The organism is Gimesia maris (assembly GCF_008298035.1).
In the GTDB taxonomy this organism is placed as follows: domain Bacteria; phylum Planctomycetota; class Planctomycetia; order Planctomycetales; family Planctomycetaceae; genus Gimesia; species Gimesia maris.
In genome coordinates, this window is record NZ_CP042910.1 from 1,058,055 (window position 1) to 1,075,283 (window position 17,229).

11 protein-coding genes are annotated in these 17,229 nt (G+C 52.5%); 9 read left to right on the forward strand and 2 right to left on the reverse strand.

Features of this window, described 5'->3' with window-relative positions; genetic code table 11:
- Positions 1 to 37: 37 nt before the first annotated feature.
- From flgL to mgtE, 4 genes are all read left to right on the forward strand, one after another.
- A complete protein-coding gene (gene flgL, locus GmarT_RS03985) occupies positions 38 to 2,299 on the forward strand; it encodes a flagellar hook-associated protein FlgL (RefSeq protein ID WP_002644213.1) in 2,262 nt (753 codons plus the stop codon).
- A 360-nt stretch (positions 2,300 to 2,659) separates the two neighbouring features.
- Positions 2,660 to 3,127, forward strand: a complete 468-nt coding sequence (gene rplM / locus GmarT_RS03990) for a 50S ribosomal protein L13 (protein ID WP_002644212.1) — start codon at positions 2,660 to 2,662, stop codon at positions 3,125 to 3,127.
- 300 nt (positions 3,128 to 3,427) lie between these two features.
- Positions 3,428 to 3,802: a 30S ribosomal protein S9 gene (gene rpsI / locus GmarT_RS03995; protein WP_063825416.1), complete on the forward strand. Its 375-nt coding sequence runs from the start codon at positions 3,428 to 3,430 to the stop codon at positions 3,800 to 3,802.
- 213 nt (positions 3,803 to 4,015) lie between these two features.
- Positions 4,016 to 5,362 (forward strand): magnesium transporter, encoded by a 1,347-nt coding sequence (mgtE, locus tag GmarT_RS04000; protein WP_002644210.1) that lies wholly within the window; start codon positions 4,016 to 4,018, stop codon positions 5,360 to 5,362.
- 9 nt (positions 5,363 to 5,371) lie between these two features.
- Here mgtE and GmarT_RS04005 read toward each other — a convergent pair whose 3' ends face one another.
- On the reverse strand, positions 5,372 to 7,231 hold the full coding sequence (locus tag GmarT_RS04005) for a MutS-related protein (protein WP_002644209.1): 1,860 nt from the start codon (positions 7,229 to 7,231) through the stop codon (positions 5,372 to 5,374).
- A 161-nt stretch (positions 7,232 to 7,392) separates the two neighbouring features.
- Here GmarT_RS04005 and GmarT_RS04010 point away from each other — a divergent pair, with 161 nt between their 5' ends.
- Together GmarT_RS04010 and GmarT_RS04015 are read left to right on the forward strand one after the other, a co-directional pair.
- Entirely contained in the window at positions 7,393 to 8,268 is an 876-nt protein-coding gene (locus GmarT_RS04010; protein WP_002644207.1) for an amidohydrolase family protein, read from the forward strand.
- Between the two features lie 64 nt (positions 8,269 to 8,332).
- Complete coding sequence (locus GmarT_RS04015) at positions 8,333 to 9,235, forward strand: hypothetical protein (RefSeq protein ID WP_149302438.1); 903 nt, start codon at positions 8,333 to 8,335, stop codon at positions 9,233 to 9,235.
- A 23-nt stretch (positions 9,236 to 9,258) separates the two neighbouring features.
- Here GmarT_RS04015 and der read toward each other — a convergent pair whose 3' ends face one another.
- Positions 9,259 to 10,665, reverse strand: a complete 1,407-nt coding sequence (gene der, locus GmarT_RS04020; RefSeq protein WP_002644205.1) for a ribosome biogenesis GTPase Der — start codon at positions 10,663 to 10,665, stop codon at positions 9,259 to 9,261.
- A gap of 320 nt (positions 10,666 to 10,985) precedes the next feature.
- On the opposite strand from der, the gene hpnC reads away from it, so the two are divergent.
- The 3 genes from hpnC (at position 10,986) to GmarT_RS04035 (ending at position 16,766) form a co-directional block, all read left to right on the forward strand.
- The gene (gene hpnC / locus GmarT_RS04025; RefSeq protein ID WP_002644204.1) at positions 10,986 to 11,957 is read left to right on the forward strand and encodes a squalene synthase HpnC; all 972 of its coding nucleotides are present in this window, start codon (positions 10,986 to 10,988) and stop codon (positions 11,955 to 11,957) included.
- Positions 11,958 to 12,764: 807 nt separating this feature from the next.
- Entirely contained in the window at positions 12,765 to 15,614 is a 2,850-nt protein-coding gene (locus GmarT_RS04030) for a ribonucleoside-diphosphate reductase subunit alpha (RefSeq protein WP_002644203.1), read from the forward strand.
- 72 nt (positions 15,615 to 15,686) lie between these two features.
- Positions 15,687 to 16,766, forward strand: a complete 1,080-nt coding sequence (locus tag GmarT_RS04035) for a ribonucleotide-diphosphate reductase subunit beta (protein WP_002644202.1) — start codon at positions 15,687 to 15,689, stop codon at positions 16,764 to 16,766.
- The last annotated feature ends 463 nt before the right edge of the window (positions 16,767 to 17,229 follow it).

The window sequence follows — 17,229 nt, forward strand, 5'->3', positions numbered from 1 at the left end:
TTCCGTTTCTGTTTCCTGTTTTTCGGTGTGATACAAAATGACAATTGGTCCTATTCTGCCAGGTCGCCTGCCTTCGACAATGTTGTCGAATCGCTTGAAAGTGTCCCTGAATGACAATGCGCTGGAACTGGCTAAACTTCAACAACAGGTCTCTACCGGACAGAAGTATTCGCTGGCCAGTGAATCTCCAGGAGCTGCTTTGCGGACCATTATTCTGCAGTCGACTTTTGAACGGCAGCAGCAGTATCAGTCCAATATCAACACCAGTATGAGCATACTCGCGATGAGTGAAACTTCGTTGAGCAGTGTCGGCGATGCACTGAATTCGGCGAAAGCCATTTCGCTGTCAGGGGTGGGATCGACTTCATCCGACGCCGAACGTGTCGCGCTGGCTGACCAGATTGCCTCCCTCAGAACGCAGGTGATTAACGCCGGCAATACCACTTTTCGCGGGCAGTACCTCTTTTCCGGTAGTCAGACCAATGTTGCTCCCTTTGAAGAAGGTGCCAATGGTCTGGTGGTCTACCATGGTGATGATCACCAGATCCAGACTTACATTAATACCCAGACATTACTCCCCAATAACTTTGACGGCATCTCAGCCTTTGCTGCCAGCTCGCCGGAATTTGGGAGTGACATCGATCCTGCCTTAACTCTGCAGACCCGCATTTCCGATTTGAATGGCGGACGTGGTGTAAAGCTGGGTTCGATCTCGGTGACTCTGGATAACGGAACCCCACAAACTCAGACCGTGTCTCTTTCCGGTGTCGAAACAATCCAGGATCTCAAAACTGTTCTGGAAAATGCTTTTGCCGGCGGTCCGCTCACGCTGACCGTTGATATTGACCCCGCCAGCGAAAATGGTTTGAGGCTGACCCCTTCCGCCGGTACTGTTGCGGTCTCCAATGTAACCGGTTCCACACTGGCGACCGATCTGGGAATTGCCAGTACTGCTGCGGCTCAGGTGAACGGGGGGGATATTGATCCCGGGATCACGTTGCAGACCACACTGGCTTCGCTCAATGGGGGCACTGGAATCGGCACTACAGCAGGTAAAGGGCTGGTCATTAATAATGGAGGGCAGACCTTTACCGTTGATCTCTCTACCGCCACTACGGTCGAAGATGTTTTTAATCTGATTCGAACTGCTGATCCGAATCTGAATCTCGGTTTCAATGACGCCGGAAACGGGCTGGCAATTTCCAGTCGTGTCAGTGGGGCTGATTTCTCCATCGGTGAAAACAATGGTGGGACGAATGCCGCCGGGCTGGGCATTGCCACTTTTTCCGCGAGTACGTCGCTTTCTGAATTGAATTACGGGCGGGGCGTCGACGTGGATACCGGAAAACAGTTACAGATAATTCGTCGGGACGGGACCACAATCAATCTGGATTTGAGTGGCACAAAAAACGTACAGGACGTAATTGACCGTATTAATGATTTTGAAGACTTCGACGGAACAACACCGCTGGCAGATCTCAATCTGGGGCAGGGGGTTCCCGTCGGAGCCACGACCCTGGATATTACCCGCCGTGATGGTTCGGTGGTCAATGTGAGTCTGGCCGGTGATGCGACCGTGCAGGATGTGCTGGATTCGATCAATGCCGTCGATCCGGGTAACCTGGTCGCCAGTATTGATCCAAATACCAATGCCTTCCTGATTACAGATAACTCAGGCACAGGGCCTTTGAGTATTGCCAGTAATGCTGTTTCAGATGCACTGGGACTGGCTGTCACAGAAGCGGGAACCGATAACAGTGTGCCACTCCAGGGAAATTTTGTTCCCATTAAACTGCAGGTCACACTGAATACTACCGGTAACGGCCTGACAGTCTATGACGCTTCCGGTACGGGCCCTCTGGAAATTCCTGCGAACGAAATTGCCTATTCTCTGGGAATAGATGGCATCGAGTCCGGTAATGATCCACTCGTGGGCCTGGTGGGAGATGAACCAAATCCCAAAGAGTCGACGGGCGTGATCAGTCTGCTTTCCCGTCTGGAGAACGCGTTGAGGAACAGTGATGATCAGGAAATTGGTCGTATTGGTGGCTTGCTGGATACCGAAATCGCCCGTTTGAACCGGGTCCGGGGAGATATCGGCAGCCGCATGAGCGTTCTGGAAGAAGCGGATAACCGGCTCAAAGACCAGGAAGTGAAAATCCAGGAATCCATTTCTCAGGATTTTGATACCGATCTGACCCAGATTCTTGTCGAAATCACACAAAGACAGACCGCATTTGAAGCAAATCTGCAGGTGACTTCTTCCGCCCTGCAACTGACGCTGCTTTCCTATCTGTAAACCGGCGCCTGCCTCGAAAGCATAGGGACCTGTAAGCCGAACGTCTCCAGCGCTCCGTAAATCTGGTTGGCGAACCTCTGCTGTCAGGGACACAGTACGCTGGAAAGTCACTTTTCTCTGCTTTTTTGTGTTCCAGCACAGATTTTCCGCCCTGCCAAAGTTGAAGAGACAGATCAAAAAGGTTACTGTTATCCGCTCCCTTGCGGTTCGTATGCGCTCATCTTACCGGCGTATTTCCGACTGTGTGGCTGAATTCCCTCTATGAAATGACATGCACTTTTGAAGTGCATATTGACATAAGTATTGAATATTATATCGTTTACGTTTGAGGAATAACCGGTGTCTACTACAAAAACCTTTATGGCAAATGCAAAAACTATTAACCCTGAGTGGTTTGTTGTTGATGCAGACAATCTGATTGTGGGACGGCTGGCCGCCAAAATTGCAACCGTTCTGATGGGAAAGCACAAGCCAACCTATACGCCTCATGTGGATACCGGGGATTATGTGATTGTCGTAAACTGTGACAAGGTAAAGTTTTCCGGTAAAGAACTTGCCCACGACTCACACCCCTATTTCTCACAGAAGATGCTGCGAAAGGGCTACGCGACTTATTCGGGTTACCCCAGTGGTCTGAAAGTCGTGACTGCGGAAAAGAAACTGGAACGGGGTCAGTCGACTCAGGTTCTTTCTGAAGCCGTCCGTCGTATGCTTCCCAAAAACAAGCTGGGCCGCCAGATGCTGAAAAAGCTGAAACTGTATGCCGGTCCGACTCACGAGAATCAATCACAACAACCTCAGGATATGCCAGCTCACCTGCTGCCTTAATCTGAGCAGAAGCAGACAAACTTCTATTTATCCCTTTTCAGAATAATAAGATAAGAGTAGTTAACCGTCATGGATAATGAGACTCCAGAAGAAGAAGTAACCGTCGAAACGACAGAACAGCAGACTCCGGTTGAAGCTGAAACAGCAACTTCAGAAGAAGCCACTGCTGACTCGATGACAACTACATCAGGGGTTCCTGAACTGACTCTTGGTTCCGGCGTGCCTGCGGAAGCCGAAGAAGACGAAGTTGTCAAGCCTGAGCCTGTGATCCGGGGAAAACTGGATAAACATGGCGTCGCTATGGGAACCGGTCGTCGTAAGACTGCCGTCGCTCGAGTTCGCATCAAAGCCGGTTCCGGAAGCCTGACCATCAATGGCCAGTCTCTGAATGACTATCTGAGAGTCGAACGGGACCGTCAGATGGTGGAAGCCCCACTGAAAGCAACCGAGACCTTCGGTAAAGTCGATGTCTGGGTGCGGGTCACCGGTGGTGGAACGACAGGTCAGACCGGTGCGATTGTGCTCGGTATTGCCCGTGCTCTCGAAGCTTACAACAACCAGTTCCACGAAACACTGAGTGCAGGTCGCTTCCTGACTCGTGACAGCCGTATGGTGGAACGCAAGAAATTCGGATTCAAGAAAGCACGCAAGAGTTTCCAGTTCTCAAAACGGTAAACTGCGTGTGATCAACATCAAGCAACATCTGGTTCTGTTGTTTGTATGAAGTCATCAACACCCTGGCTGGCGCTGATTCCGGTCAGGGTGTTTTTTTACAGAGAAACCGGTCAGGATTGGCGGGAGAGGCGCGTTGCTCCTGCTTTCTCCCTGGTGTGACCAGAAACCGGTTTGTAGAACGGGTCATTATCTCAGGCAAACGAGGCATTCCGCATGTATGGGCGATTGTTGCTACCTGAGCTTCAGGTGCTGTTGGATGAAAATGATAGTGCAGGAATCAAGGAGTTCTGTGAGGCACTCTATCCTGCAGTGACAGCGGAGATCCTGGCGGAAATCGACAGCCAGAATGTCTGGCGCGTGCTCAGTTGTTGTGAAGCCCAGAAGCAGGCCGAGATCTTTCAGTTCCTGCCACTCCCTCAACAGATCGAAATTGTCGGCGTGATCGAGCGGGGCCCGCTTTCTAAATTGATTGAAGAGATGGCACCGGACGACCGGGTTGACCTGCTGTCGCGGATGGATGATGAGCACGTGGAAGAACTGTTGCCCCTGATGGCACAGGCGGAACGCAGCGACATCCGTAAACTGCTCTCTTATCCGGAAGATAGTGCCGGCGCGATTATGACGACCGAATACGCGTCGTTGCCCGAAAATATCACGGTCTCACAGGCGCTCGAACGATTGCGGCAACAGGCACCCGACAGTGAAATTATTTCCTATATCTACGTGGTCGACGAAGGACGTCGTCTGCAGGGCATTGTCTCTTTGCGCGAGTTGATCTTTGCCCGCCCGGCACGTCCCCTGTCAGAAATTACCAATCGCGATGTGATTTCGGTGCGCGTCGATGACGACCAGGAATTCGTCGCCCAGCAGATGGCCCGCTTCGACTTTATTGCCATTCCAGTCGTCGATCATCAGAATCAGCTGGTCGGGATTGTGACCCACGATGATGCCATCGATATTATGCAGGAAGAAGCGACAGAAGACACCTATCGTCTGGCAGCGGTGGAGCCTCTGGAAGACAGCTACCTTTCCACACCCTTAAAGACGGTCATTCAGAAACGGGTGGGCTGGCTGATTTTTCTGCTGGTTCCCTCTTTTCTGGCGGCGAAAGTGCTGGAGCATTTTGAAGGGGTTTCCGACAAGTTTGAATGGCTGGTTCTGTTTATCCCCCTGATCCTGGCCAGCGGCGGAAATGCCGGCTCACAATCTGCCACGCTGATCATCCGGGCGATGGCCCTGGAATCAGATATCCAGCGCGATGAACTCCGCGCACTGCTGCGTAAGGAATTACAGCTCGGGCTGCTGTTGGGAAGCATGCTGTCAGTGATCAGTTTTCTGGTTTCGTGGGCTTTTACTTCTCAGTTGATACAGGCATCCGTCGTCGGATTGGCAGTGTTCCTGGTGGTCTTGATGGGGATTTCTGCAGGGGGAATGCTGCCGATGGGCTTTCGAAAACTGGGCATGGACCCGGCTCTGATGTCGAATCCTTTTATTACCGCGCTGGTCGACATTCTGGGATTGATTATCTACTTCCAGGTGGCGCTCTACATGGTTGGCTGAGAGCGTGGCTTACTGTTTCAGATCCGCCGATTCCGGATCCGGTTCAGCATCCAGTGCTTTCAGTTCAATGCCCATCATCTTCATCAGTTCCAACGCGTTACTGTGTTCTACAATGCCGGGACGCATGCGATAATCAAACGTCATTTTTCCGTCGATCAGCTGATCTTCAAAATGCACGTTTTTCGCCTGAGAACCAAATAGGCTCGTGATTTCGGTGAGCGCCAGGTCATGCGTGGTGACAATGCCGATGCCCCCGCGTTCGATCAGCGTTTCAATCACGCTCTGGGCACCGATGCGACGATCATGCGAATTGGTTCCCTGCAGGATCTCATCCAGCAGAAACAGGACCGGCTCTGGTGCGTCTGCCAGGTGCACGACCGCCGAAAGTCGCGCCACCGACTGGTAGAACAGCGAAGCGCCCTGCTGCAGCGAATCTTGAACCCGCATGGCTGTTCCTGCCTGCATGGGAGTCACCGTCAACCGGGTTGCCCGGACGGGGGCACCCGCCAGCGCGAGGACGAAATTGGTCCCCACAGTTCGCATCAAAGTACTTTTGCCGGACATGTTGGAGCCGCTGATCATCAGCAGGCGGTGTTCTGCATTGAGCGTCACATCATTGCGTACGACCTGGTCGAGGGGAATCAGTGGATGCCCCAGATCAACGCCTTCGAGTCGCGGCCCATCGGCGGTATCAGCGATTTCCGGAAAGGGATCTTCGGGATGTTCGTAGGCATAACCGGCCAGTGAGCAGAGTGCTTCAAACTCGCCGACCGCCGCCAGCCATTCAGGGCAGTGCGGACCCACGCGTTGCAGCCAGCGTTCGATGGCAAACATGTAATGGAAGGGAATTCCCAGTAGAATGCTCAGCGGCGCTGAAAACTGATTGCGAAAACAGTTATTCAAACCCTGAATATTCCGCCTGAGCTGGGCAATACTGCGTGAAGGCGGGACGCCATCGGTCCGGAGGGCCGTGACAATCGTTGTCAAATGCGGTGAATGAAACTCCCGCTGTTCAATCAACGAGAGGACATCCGCAAGCACCGACAGCCCGTCACGAACTTCGTCGGTCTGGTTCAACAGTTCGCGAATGCGTGAGCCAATGCAGAATAACAGGCAGACCTGAATGATGATCGCAATGCAGATCGGAGCAATGCCCGAGTACGACAGCAGCCAGCTGATGACAGCCAGTGCGGCAAACACGCCGGTAATCATCGAGGCCCATTTCAGGCCGGCTGGAATCTGAATCAGGGGCTGTCGGACCCAGTCTGACAGATGAGTCTGTTCGATGTCGCCGTGTTGTTCTGCCTCCAGCAGTTCGAGTGTTTCGCGGAAATCCAGTTCGTTTCGCAGCTCCTCAACCGACTGCTGCCGCGCCCTGATTTCCTCGGCCGTTGCGGGAGTCAGTAACCAGCGGGCCAGTGTCTCTTCACCCAGCTTCGTGCGGGCAGAGCAGATCAGTTGAAACAGGGAGCCCCGTCCCAGCAGATCCAGGTCGCCGGCGTACATATGCTGCGGGTCGTAATATTCTTCCCCCGCAGGTCGGACATCAATCCATTGGTGATTCAGGCGATCCAGGGCAGTTCGATAGTAGGCTTCCGCCTGTCGTGCCCGTTTCAGGTGACGGATACAGCGGGCATGTAAAATGATCAGTAGTACAAATGCCAGAATCGGGGCGGCGATCCATTTCAGGCTGAGTACACCCCAGACCGTCGCTGCCAGCAGAACAGCGATGCCAGCAATAAATACCAGGCCTCTGAAGGTGGAAAAGCGGTCACTTTGTCTGACGAATGCCTGTACCTTGCCCGATCGGTCTTCAAGCCGCCGTTCATACTCGATTCGGGGAGTCTGTTGAGTTGGGGAAGGTTGCATCGAACTGGTAAACTATCGAGAACTCTGACTGGTTAAAGCTCACTTCTAACCGATTGCCAGACGCAATACCAGCGTAAACAGAGGCGAATTCTGATTTGCAATGGGTCTGAAATCCGGGTAAAACAGGACTTCCATTCCCGTTCCCACAGGAGACCTCTCGCATGGATCCGATCCCCGTTATCGACACGCATCAGCACCTCTGGGATTTAGACCTGTTCCAGCTTCCCTGGCTCGATTTGCCCGGTATGGACGTCCTGCGAAACAGCTTCCGCATGACCGATTATCGGGAAGCGACCCGGAATTGCCCCATCATAAAATCGGTGTATATGGAAGTGAATGTACACCCGGATCTGCAGCGGCAGGAAGCACAATACGTGCTGGCATTATGTGAGGAAGACGATAATCCGATGTCCGGTGCCGTCATCGGTGGCTCTCCCGGCGAAAGCAGCTTCGCCGACTATCTGGACGAGTTTGCCGGCAATCCATTCGTTAAAGGAGTCAGAACCATCCTGCACGATCCCGATCGCCCGCGGGGCATGTGTCTGACGCCGCAGTTCAAAGAAAATATCAGGCTGCTGGGAGACCTGGGCCTGAGCTTTGATCTGTGTATGCGACCGGCCGAAATTCAGGACGCCGTCGAACTGGTCGATGCCTGCCCGGAGACACGCTTCATTATCGATCATTGCGGCAACATGAGCGTGCAGCCCGATCAGCAGCAGGACCGAGCCGCCTGGGAAACCGGCATGCAGCAGATGGCACAGCGCGAGCACGTGATGTGCAAGATCTCCGGAATCGTCGCCACGGCAACTCCCGGAACATGGCAACCTGCCGACTTAAAACAGAACATCGACTTCTGCCTGGATACGTTCGGAGAAGACCGCATCTTCTTCGGCGGCGATTGGCCCGTGTGCACGCTGACGGCAGACTTCGAAAGCTGGTATCAGGCACTGTTGTGGATTGTGCAGGATCGCTCGGAAACGTTTCAACGAAAGCTGTTTCACGACAATGCAGCAGCGTTTTATCAGCTAAAAAGCTGACACTTTTCCAAGCTCCGACAGTGATTAGAAATTTAAGTTGATTCCATACCAGGGAGGCAAGGATATGAGACGTATGATTTTCGCGGGCCTGATCTTGATGCTATTGCCCCAGGCGGCTTACACGGAAGAGCTCGATGCAGCAGCGAGCACGGCGCTGGTGAATCTGAATCGTGAGTTCATGAATGCGCACGCGGCCGCCCGAAAGTTGGACCTCGCCACTGGCGGGCCCATCATTCTGCTCGAGGATGGAAAGCTCGTTCTGGTCCGCAATGGTTCGGAAACAACATCTGAAATCATTCTTCCCCGGTACGACACGGTCAAAGTCTTTGCGCATATGCCGGTCGCGATCTATCTCATGCTCGGCCCACCCGGTGCCGGCAAGCTCGACACGCAACGTCTGCAACAACTGGCTGAGTATCATGGGCAGATCCACCGGGTCGAGAAACAGATCGAGCACATCGGTCTGGAAGGGACCAGCCTCAAACGACAGCAACAGCTGCTGGCTGATTCCAGGCAGTTCCTGGAAAAAGTGATTCAACGGCAAGAGTTCAGCACCGAAGAACTACATACTTTCACACGCAGTATGCTGCCGCTGATTCAGGCGAATATTGCAGAAGCAGCGGCGAGCCAACTCGATAGCATGCATGAGCAGGTCATGGCCTGGAAAAAAGAAATGACGCCGGCAGAATGGCAGAAGCTGCGCGTTTCGGTGAAGGGCGCTGTACTGGCCCGCGATGGCAATCTGGCGATGCAGTACTTTGAACGTCTGTTGAATCTCAAGGGGCCCGGTATGCGGCTCATTTTTATGGAGCGCTATGCACCTCGCACACCGATGCTGACTTTACTGGCCACTCGCTCTGTCGATCGCGGCATCAGCATCGCCTTTTTCGACAATCCCGACCGCATGTTCCGCGACGTCCTGGCAGACGCCGCGACTGCACACATCAAGACAATGAAATTCGACTAGATTGTGTCGCCTATTAATCTCTATCAGCGTCCGGGTTCAAATGCTTCGAAGTCATCCTGTTCGACCATGTCCAGACTCGGGCTCGATTCGTCTTTCGCATCTTTCGGTCGGTAATAGATTTTAATCGGTATCTCTTTGAAAGGAAGTGCTTCCCGCAGCACGCCGCTCAGGTAACGCTTCCAGGATTCGCTAAACAGTTTCTGGTCGTTACATTTCAGGACAATCGTCGGCGGCTCGGTCGCCACCTGCGTCGCGTAGTAAATTTTGGGACGGTGGTTTTTGGAATAGGGGGGCTGATTGTTCTGGATGGCTGCCCGGACGATCTTATTCAGACGACCGGTCGAGACGCGCATCCGCGACTGTTTGTAAATCGTCTGTGCCAGGTTGATGACCTGCTTGATGTTGCGGGAGTCCTTCGCGGTCACAAATGCCACGGGAGCGTGTCGCATGGTACGGAACTGGGATGTCAGATATTCATCCCATTTCTCTGAGGTCATTTTCTTTTCGCGGCCCAGGTCCCACTTATTGATCACGAAGATACAGGGTTTATGATTTTCATCAATCTCGGCGACCAGCTGTTTGTCGACCTTGGAAACCGTCTCCTGCGAATCAAAAAACATCAGTACCACATTGGCGCGACGGATACTGCGTTTCGCGCGGGTCAAACCATAAAATTCAATGTCGTTCGCCAGGCTTTTCCGTTTTCTTACTCCCGGTGTGTCGATCGCAAGAAATGATTTGTCATCGAATTCAAACCGGATATCGACACTGTCGCGGGTCGTGCCGGCGACTTCACTCACGATCATCCGCTCCGACTCTGCCAGCGCGTTGATGAAGGTACTTTTGCCGACATTCCGCCGGCCGACAATCGCAATTTTCAGCTCGGGATCAGCAGACAGCGTATCCCCTTCCGATTCTTCCAGTTCTTCTGCCGGGGGCAACTGCTTCATGATCTCATCGAGTAATTCATTCCGGTTCCGGTTCCCTTTGACACTCGTCAGTACGACGGGGGAATTCGTCAGGCGAAAGAACTGTGCTGCTTCATCATCGGTTTTGGTGGAATCGCATTTATTGATACACAGGATTTTGGGTTTTTCAATCAAGCGTAATCGCGTGGCGACTTCTTCATCCAGGTGCACCACACCCAGGGAGCCGTCAACGACAAACAGAATCAGGTCGGCTTCATCAATGCCCACCTGGATCTGGCGTTCAATGTCTTCTGACAGATCGTCGCTGTCGGTGATGCCGATTCCGCCGGTATCCACCAGTTCAAAATAGCGGTCTTTTTCATGGACCAGGTACGTCACGCGATCACGGGTGACTCCAGCGGTCGGGTCGACAATCGCCACACGATGTCCGGCGAGCCAGTTGAAAATGGAACTTTTGCCAACATTGGGGCGCCCCACGATAGCAATTTTGGGAATGGCCATGGTTTTACGTTTTTCTTTGGAAAGCGTTTTCTGTGTGAATCAAACAGGATTGGGTTGGCTCTCTTGATTTCCAGAGGCGGGACCTGTATCCCTTTAGTCTGCTGGTATCAGAATCTGTTGAGCGCCCGCCGATTCGAAGTATTTATATTCTGCTGGCATTCAGAGCGTGCTGATGCCGGGCGGTTATGAAACAGAACTCGACAGGCCGCCTGTGGCGGCTTCTGGCATAGTAAGCGGTTGAGTCATATTTCTTATAGATTATCCAGTTGGGAGACGATTGTTAATCAACTGGCGCTATGCGTTTGGGAAGTTCCGGCTAAATGACGGCATTTGAGCATGAATTGGCGGCTTGGGGGCCCGATTCCCCCTGTTTTCAGGGAACGGATGCTCCAGTCTCCCTGGACGAAGCCCACGCATATTGCCGTAAAATCGCCCTGGGACATTACGAGAATTTCCCGGTCGTCTCCTGGGCACTGCCTCGGGAACTGCGTCAGCACTTTTATAACGTTTATGCCTTCTGCCGCTGGGCCGATGATCTCGGGGATGAAATCGAAGACGCCGACCAGTCGCTCCAACTGCTCGCCTGGTGGCGGTCTCAACTGGTGGACTGCTATCGGAGCATTCAGAATACCGCGGTGCCCCCACAGTCGTCAGTCATGCCCCGTCTGCATCCGGTCTTTATCGCGCTGACTCCTACCATTGTCAAATACGATCTGCCTCAAACTGCCTTCGATGATCTGATCCAGGCGTTCGAACAGGATCAGCGTGTCAGCGAATATCAGACCTTTACAGAACTGCTTTCGTACTGTCAGAGAAGCGCCAATCCGGTGGGGCGGCTGGTACTGCATTTGTGTCAGACGGTTACTGAGGAAACAGTGGCCTGGTCCGATTCGATTTGTACCGGATTGCAGCTGGCGAATTTCTGGCAGGATGTCGCCCGCGATTTTGCAATCGGCCGCATCTACCTTCCCCGGGAAGATTGTGAGCAGTTTGGCTATACCAGAGCGCAATTTGAACACAACGAATTCAACACTGCGTTTCAAAATCTGATGGCGTTTGAAGTGCAGCGTGCGCGGCAGTACCTCCTGAATGGTGTGCCTTTGATTGCACAGCTTCCCGGACGTCTGCAGGTCGACATTGATCTGTTTATTCAGGGGGGCTTAAAAATACTCGATCACATCGAACAGCAGCAGTTCAATGTCTGGAAACAGCGTCCCCAGGTATCCCGTTTCGAGTTCGGCTTACTGCTGTTTCAGAGTCTGCTGCGGCGTTTTTCTGGCAGAAATCGTTGATTCGCGGTGATTTCAACAGCTTGTGTCTGGAAACAGTCGGTATGAAATTCTGATGAAGAATCGTGTAATCTGATGTTTTGCCCTCTTTCAAGCTGGTCTCTTTTTGCAAGATGAGGGGGCATTGGAAAGTTTGCCGATCAGTCGGTTCAGAAAAAATTCTTTTGTCATTTTCGATGATCTGAAGGTTGGATTTGAATGAAATTTGTGTGTAGTTTCTACAAATACAGTGTTTTGCAGAGTCTTGCTAATGATTCTTAACATCTTTGGACGATGTCCAACATTTAGTATTGACTACTGAAATATACACACTATATTGGGTGTTATGAGTGAGTGACTCACAAAAAATACTAAACGGGTGTTTCGTTGTGGGTCAAGAAAAAGTTGGTTTTGCCAGGTCTTTTGGCAGTGTGTTTTTGAATAGTTCCGGGCCGTGCTCTTGTCTCTCTCCAGACTGCACAAAATACCCGCGACCTGCTCATAAAACCTGTCTCTCAGGGGTTTGGTGGATCCTCAGCTCTCACATTCAGATGGTTTTAGAAATCGAATTTCAGATCAGTGAGGGTTTCGTAAGAGCAAAAGGAGTTGCCAGTTCATGCACCATAGATATGCTGCCTGCCTGCTCCCGTCTCTTCATGTTTCCTGTCTTGTCTGTTGTTACATTCTTGGCCCTCTGCTGCGAGCTCACTATTTGTGGGGCACTGTGCGTGTCATTACGGGCTCATCACAACGTTTCTAATTTGATACACAAGCTGCTGTCGGCATGGACACAGCCGGATTTTTAGCATTCCATTTAAAGGAGGCAATCGAATGATTCGAGCGCAAACAGAATGGGTCGTCACGAAGCGCGGGGGGCGGACAGCTCCTTTTGATGCTTCGCTGATCGGTCGGGCAATTTCCAACGCTTTCCGCGCGGAACTGAACCTTGCGGATAATCAACCACTCGATGACGAAATCCGGATGGAAATCCCGGAGATGGTCGAGTCGGTTGCCAATGAAATTGCATCAGCGGCCAGTACAGACGCCGGGGTCGAAGTTGAAAAAATTCAGGACGTCGTTGAAATGATGCTGATGCGACGCGGGCACTATCGCATTGCCCGTCGCTACATCGTCTACCGTGCGGAACGTGCCAAGCTGCGTGCACTGCGTGGATCTTCTGATCTCGTCGAAGAATCAGAAAGCATCAAATCCACCACGCCCCGGTTTCATGTGGTTCTGACAGACGGGACCAAGGTGCCCTTCGATGAAGCCCGTATTCTGGCCCGGCTTTCCGATGCCTGTCGCGGGCTGGAAGGGGACTGTTCCGCGGAAGCACTGCTGGAAGAAGTCATGCGGTCGATCTTCGACGGAATCTCCGTGGAAGAACTGTACCGCGCGATGATTCTGGCGGCCCGTACCCGGATCGAACGCGATCCTGCTTACGATACCGTCGCTTCACGCCTGATGCTGAAAATCATCTACAACGATGCCCTGGGAAATGCGCCCTCGGACGTCAATGAATTGAATCAGCTGTATGTCGATCGTTTTCCGAAGTTCCTGGAGGACGGGATTGCCGCCAAACGACTGACCCCCGATCTGCATAAGTTCGATCTGAACCGCATCGCTCTGGCTTTGGAGCCCAAGCGGGACCACCTGTTCCAGTACCTGGGTCTGCAGGCCATCTTCGATCGTTACCTGCTGCACATTGGTGGCCGACGTATCGAAACACCCCAGTATTTCTGGATGCGTGTTTCCATGGGACTGGCGATTCAGGAAGAAGGGGATGCCACTGGTCGGGCCATCGAGTTCTACAACATCCTCTCCTCGTTCCGATTTACATCGGCAACGCCGACACTGTTTAACTCGGCCACACTGCATCCGCAGTTGAGCTCCTGTTATCTGTCGACGGTGAACGACGATCTGGATCACATCTTCAAGTGTGTTGCCGACAATGCCAAGCTCTCCAAATGGGCCGGCGGACTGGGTAACGACTGGACACAGATCCGGGCAACCAACTCCCACATCAGTGGTACCAATGGTCAGAGCCAGGGCGTGATTCCGTTCCTGAAAGTGGTCAACGATACTGCGGTTGCCGTGAACCAGGGCGGAAAACGCAAAGGCGCTGTCTGCTCTTACCTCGAAACGTGGCACATGGATGTCGAAGAGTTCCTCGACCTGCGTAAAAACACAGGCGATGATCGGCGTCGTACCCATGACATGCACACCGCCAACTGGATTCCCGACCTGTTTATGCGTCGGGTTCGCGAAGATGCCGAGTGGACTTTGTTCAGCCCGAATGATGTGCCTGATCTACACGATCTGTACGGTCATGATTTCGAAAAGCGCTACGCTGAATACGAACGCATGACAGAGACCGGCGAAATCAAACTGTTCCGCCGTATTTCTGCTGTCGAGTTGTGGCGTAAAATGCTGACACGCCTGTTCGAAACCGGACATCCCTGGATTACCTGGAAGGATGCGTCTAACCTGCGTTCTCCTCAGGATCATGTCGGCGTCGTGCACAGCAGTAACCTCTGTACCGAGATTCTGCTCAACACCTCACGGGATGAGACGGCTGTCTGTAACCTGGGTTCAGTGAACCTCAAGCTGCACATCGTCGATGGTCAGCTCGATCTGGGCATGCTGGAAGAAACCGTTCGGACTGCGATGCGGATGCTGGATAACGTGATTGACATCAATTACTACCCCACTCCCGAAGCACGCAACTCGAATACCAAGCATCGCCCCGTTGGTCTGGGAATCATGGGTTTCCAGGATGCACTTCTGGCCCAGGGCATCAGCTATGCCAGCATGCAGGCTGTTGAGTTTGCCGATGCCAGCATGGAAGCCATTTCCTACTTCGCGATTCTGGCCTCTTCAGAACTGGCCGGCGAGCGGGGACGTTATGGTTCTTATACCGGTTCCAAATGGGACCGGGGCCTGTTACCCATCGATACGCTGGACTTGTATGAAAAAGAACGGGGGATTCCGGTCGAAGTCGATCGCCAGGCCCGCCTGGACTGGCAGGTCGTTCGCAATTCCATCGCCGCCAATGGCATGCGTAACAGTAACGTGATGGCGATTGCTCCGACGGCCACGATCTCTACGATCATCGGTGTGTCTCAATCGATTGAGCCTTCCTACAAACATCTGTATGTGAAGAGCAATCTTTCCGGCGAGTTCACCCAGGTCAATCGCCAGCTGGTGGATGACTTGAAAGCCGTCGATCTGTGGGATGCAGACATGCTGGAATCTCTCAAGTACTATGACGGTTCGGTTCAGGAAATCGAACGGATCCCCGATGAACTGAAGGCCCGTTACCTGACGGCGTTTGAAGTAGAACCCAAGTGGACCATCGAGTGTGCCGCCCATCGCCAGAAATGGATCGATATGGGACAGTCACTCAACCTCTACCTGGCAGAACCATCCGGCAAGAAACTGCATGAAATGTATATGCTGGCCTGGGAACGCGGTTTGAAGACCACTTATTATCTGCGAACACTGGCAGCCACACAGGTTGAGAAATCAACGGTGGACGTCAACAAGTTTGGCATTCAGCCCCGCTGGATGAAAAACGCCAGTGCTTCGGGTGATATTCAGGTCGATCGGGAGCCTGCCGCCACCATGGTGACGCCTGGCGAAAGCTGTAATCTGGACGGTGATTGCGAGGCCTGCCAGTAAACACAGTCTTTTCATCCCGCTGTCAAACGTGTTCAGTTTCAATTACTAAATGGATTTCAAAAAGGTGTTATGATGACAATCCTTAATGCAAATACAAATTCCAAGACTCCGGTTTCTCCAGTAGGCGATACTCCTACGGGCCGTTTCAAAGCAGATAAAAAACGCCTGATTAACTGCTCTCAGGTCGACGTCAACCAGTTGATGCCACTCAAGTATCACTGGGCCTGGGAACATTATCTGAATGGTTGTGCCAACCACTGGATGCCTACCGAAGTCGGCATGACCAAAGATATTGAAACCTGGCGTTCCAGCAAACTCAGTGAAGGCGAACGTTTCGTGATCATGCGGAACCTGGGTTTCTTTGCGACCGCAGAGAGCCTGGTGGCCAACAACATCGTATTGGCCATCTTCAAGCATGTGACCAATGCGGAATGCCGTCAGTACCTGTTGCGTCAGGCCTTTGAAGAAGCCGTGCATTCGCACACTTTCCTGTACATCGTCGAAAGCCTCGGGCTCAATGAGTCGGAAGTCTTCAACATGTATCACGAAGTTCCCGCGATTGCGAAAAAAGATCAGCTGGAAATGGAGCTGACCTCGGAAATTCTGGATCACGATTTCACCACCGATACCTTCGAAGGGGCCCAGGCCTTCCTGAAAAACCTGATCGGTTACTACCTGATCATGGAAGGACTCTTCTTCTACACCGGTTTCGTGATGGTGCTTTCTTTCCATCGTCGTAACATGATGACCGGGATCGGCGAACAGTTTCAGTACATCCTGCGGGACGAAACGATTCACCTGAACTTCGGCATCGACCTGATCAATGGCATCAAGCAGGAAAACCCCGATCTCTGGACTCCCGAATTCCAGCAGCTCATTATCGACCGCATGAAGTATGCCGCCGAGCTGGAAATCGAGTACGCCAAAGACTGCCTGCCGACCGGTATCCTTGGTCTGAACGGCGAACTGTTCCGCGAATATGTGCAGCACATCGCTGACCGTCGCCTGGAACGCATTGGTCTGCCCGCCCAGTACGGTTCTGCGAATCCGTTCCCCTGGATGAGCGAAACCATGGACCTCTCGAAGGAAAAGAACTTCTTCGAAACCCGCGTGACTGAATACCAGAGCTCCGGTTCATTAAACTGGGACTGATTCGTCCGCGACTAAAAAACAAGGCACCCTCTAAAGGGACCACCAGCCGGTGGTCCCTTTTTTTACGCGCGGGGAGGTCGGAGTAAAATAACAGGCAGCGACTCTCAAAAAACAGACGTGGAATCAAAATCTTCAATCTGCCTGACAAACTTCAAGACAGTCGCTGATCGCTTTAATGCTTTCCGTACAGTTCCCACTCAGACAGTTGTATCGATTCTGTCACAGGTTCTCTGCTGAAATGCTGGATTGAAGAGTTCACCGTCTGGTGATCTCTGGTGCGAAATTAATTGGCAATCTTCAAAGATTTAGGGCACTCACGAAGTGATCGTCCGACGTCTCAATGTCCGAACATTCTGAGACGACGAAATAGTAGTTCCCATAAGTGAAGCGTGTTAAACAGGTTGTGTCTCGATGTCCGGTGTGCGGTGAGTTGGAGGTTTTTAACGACCCATTTGATACTCCC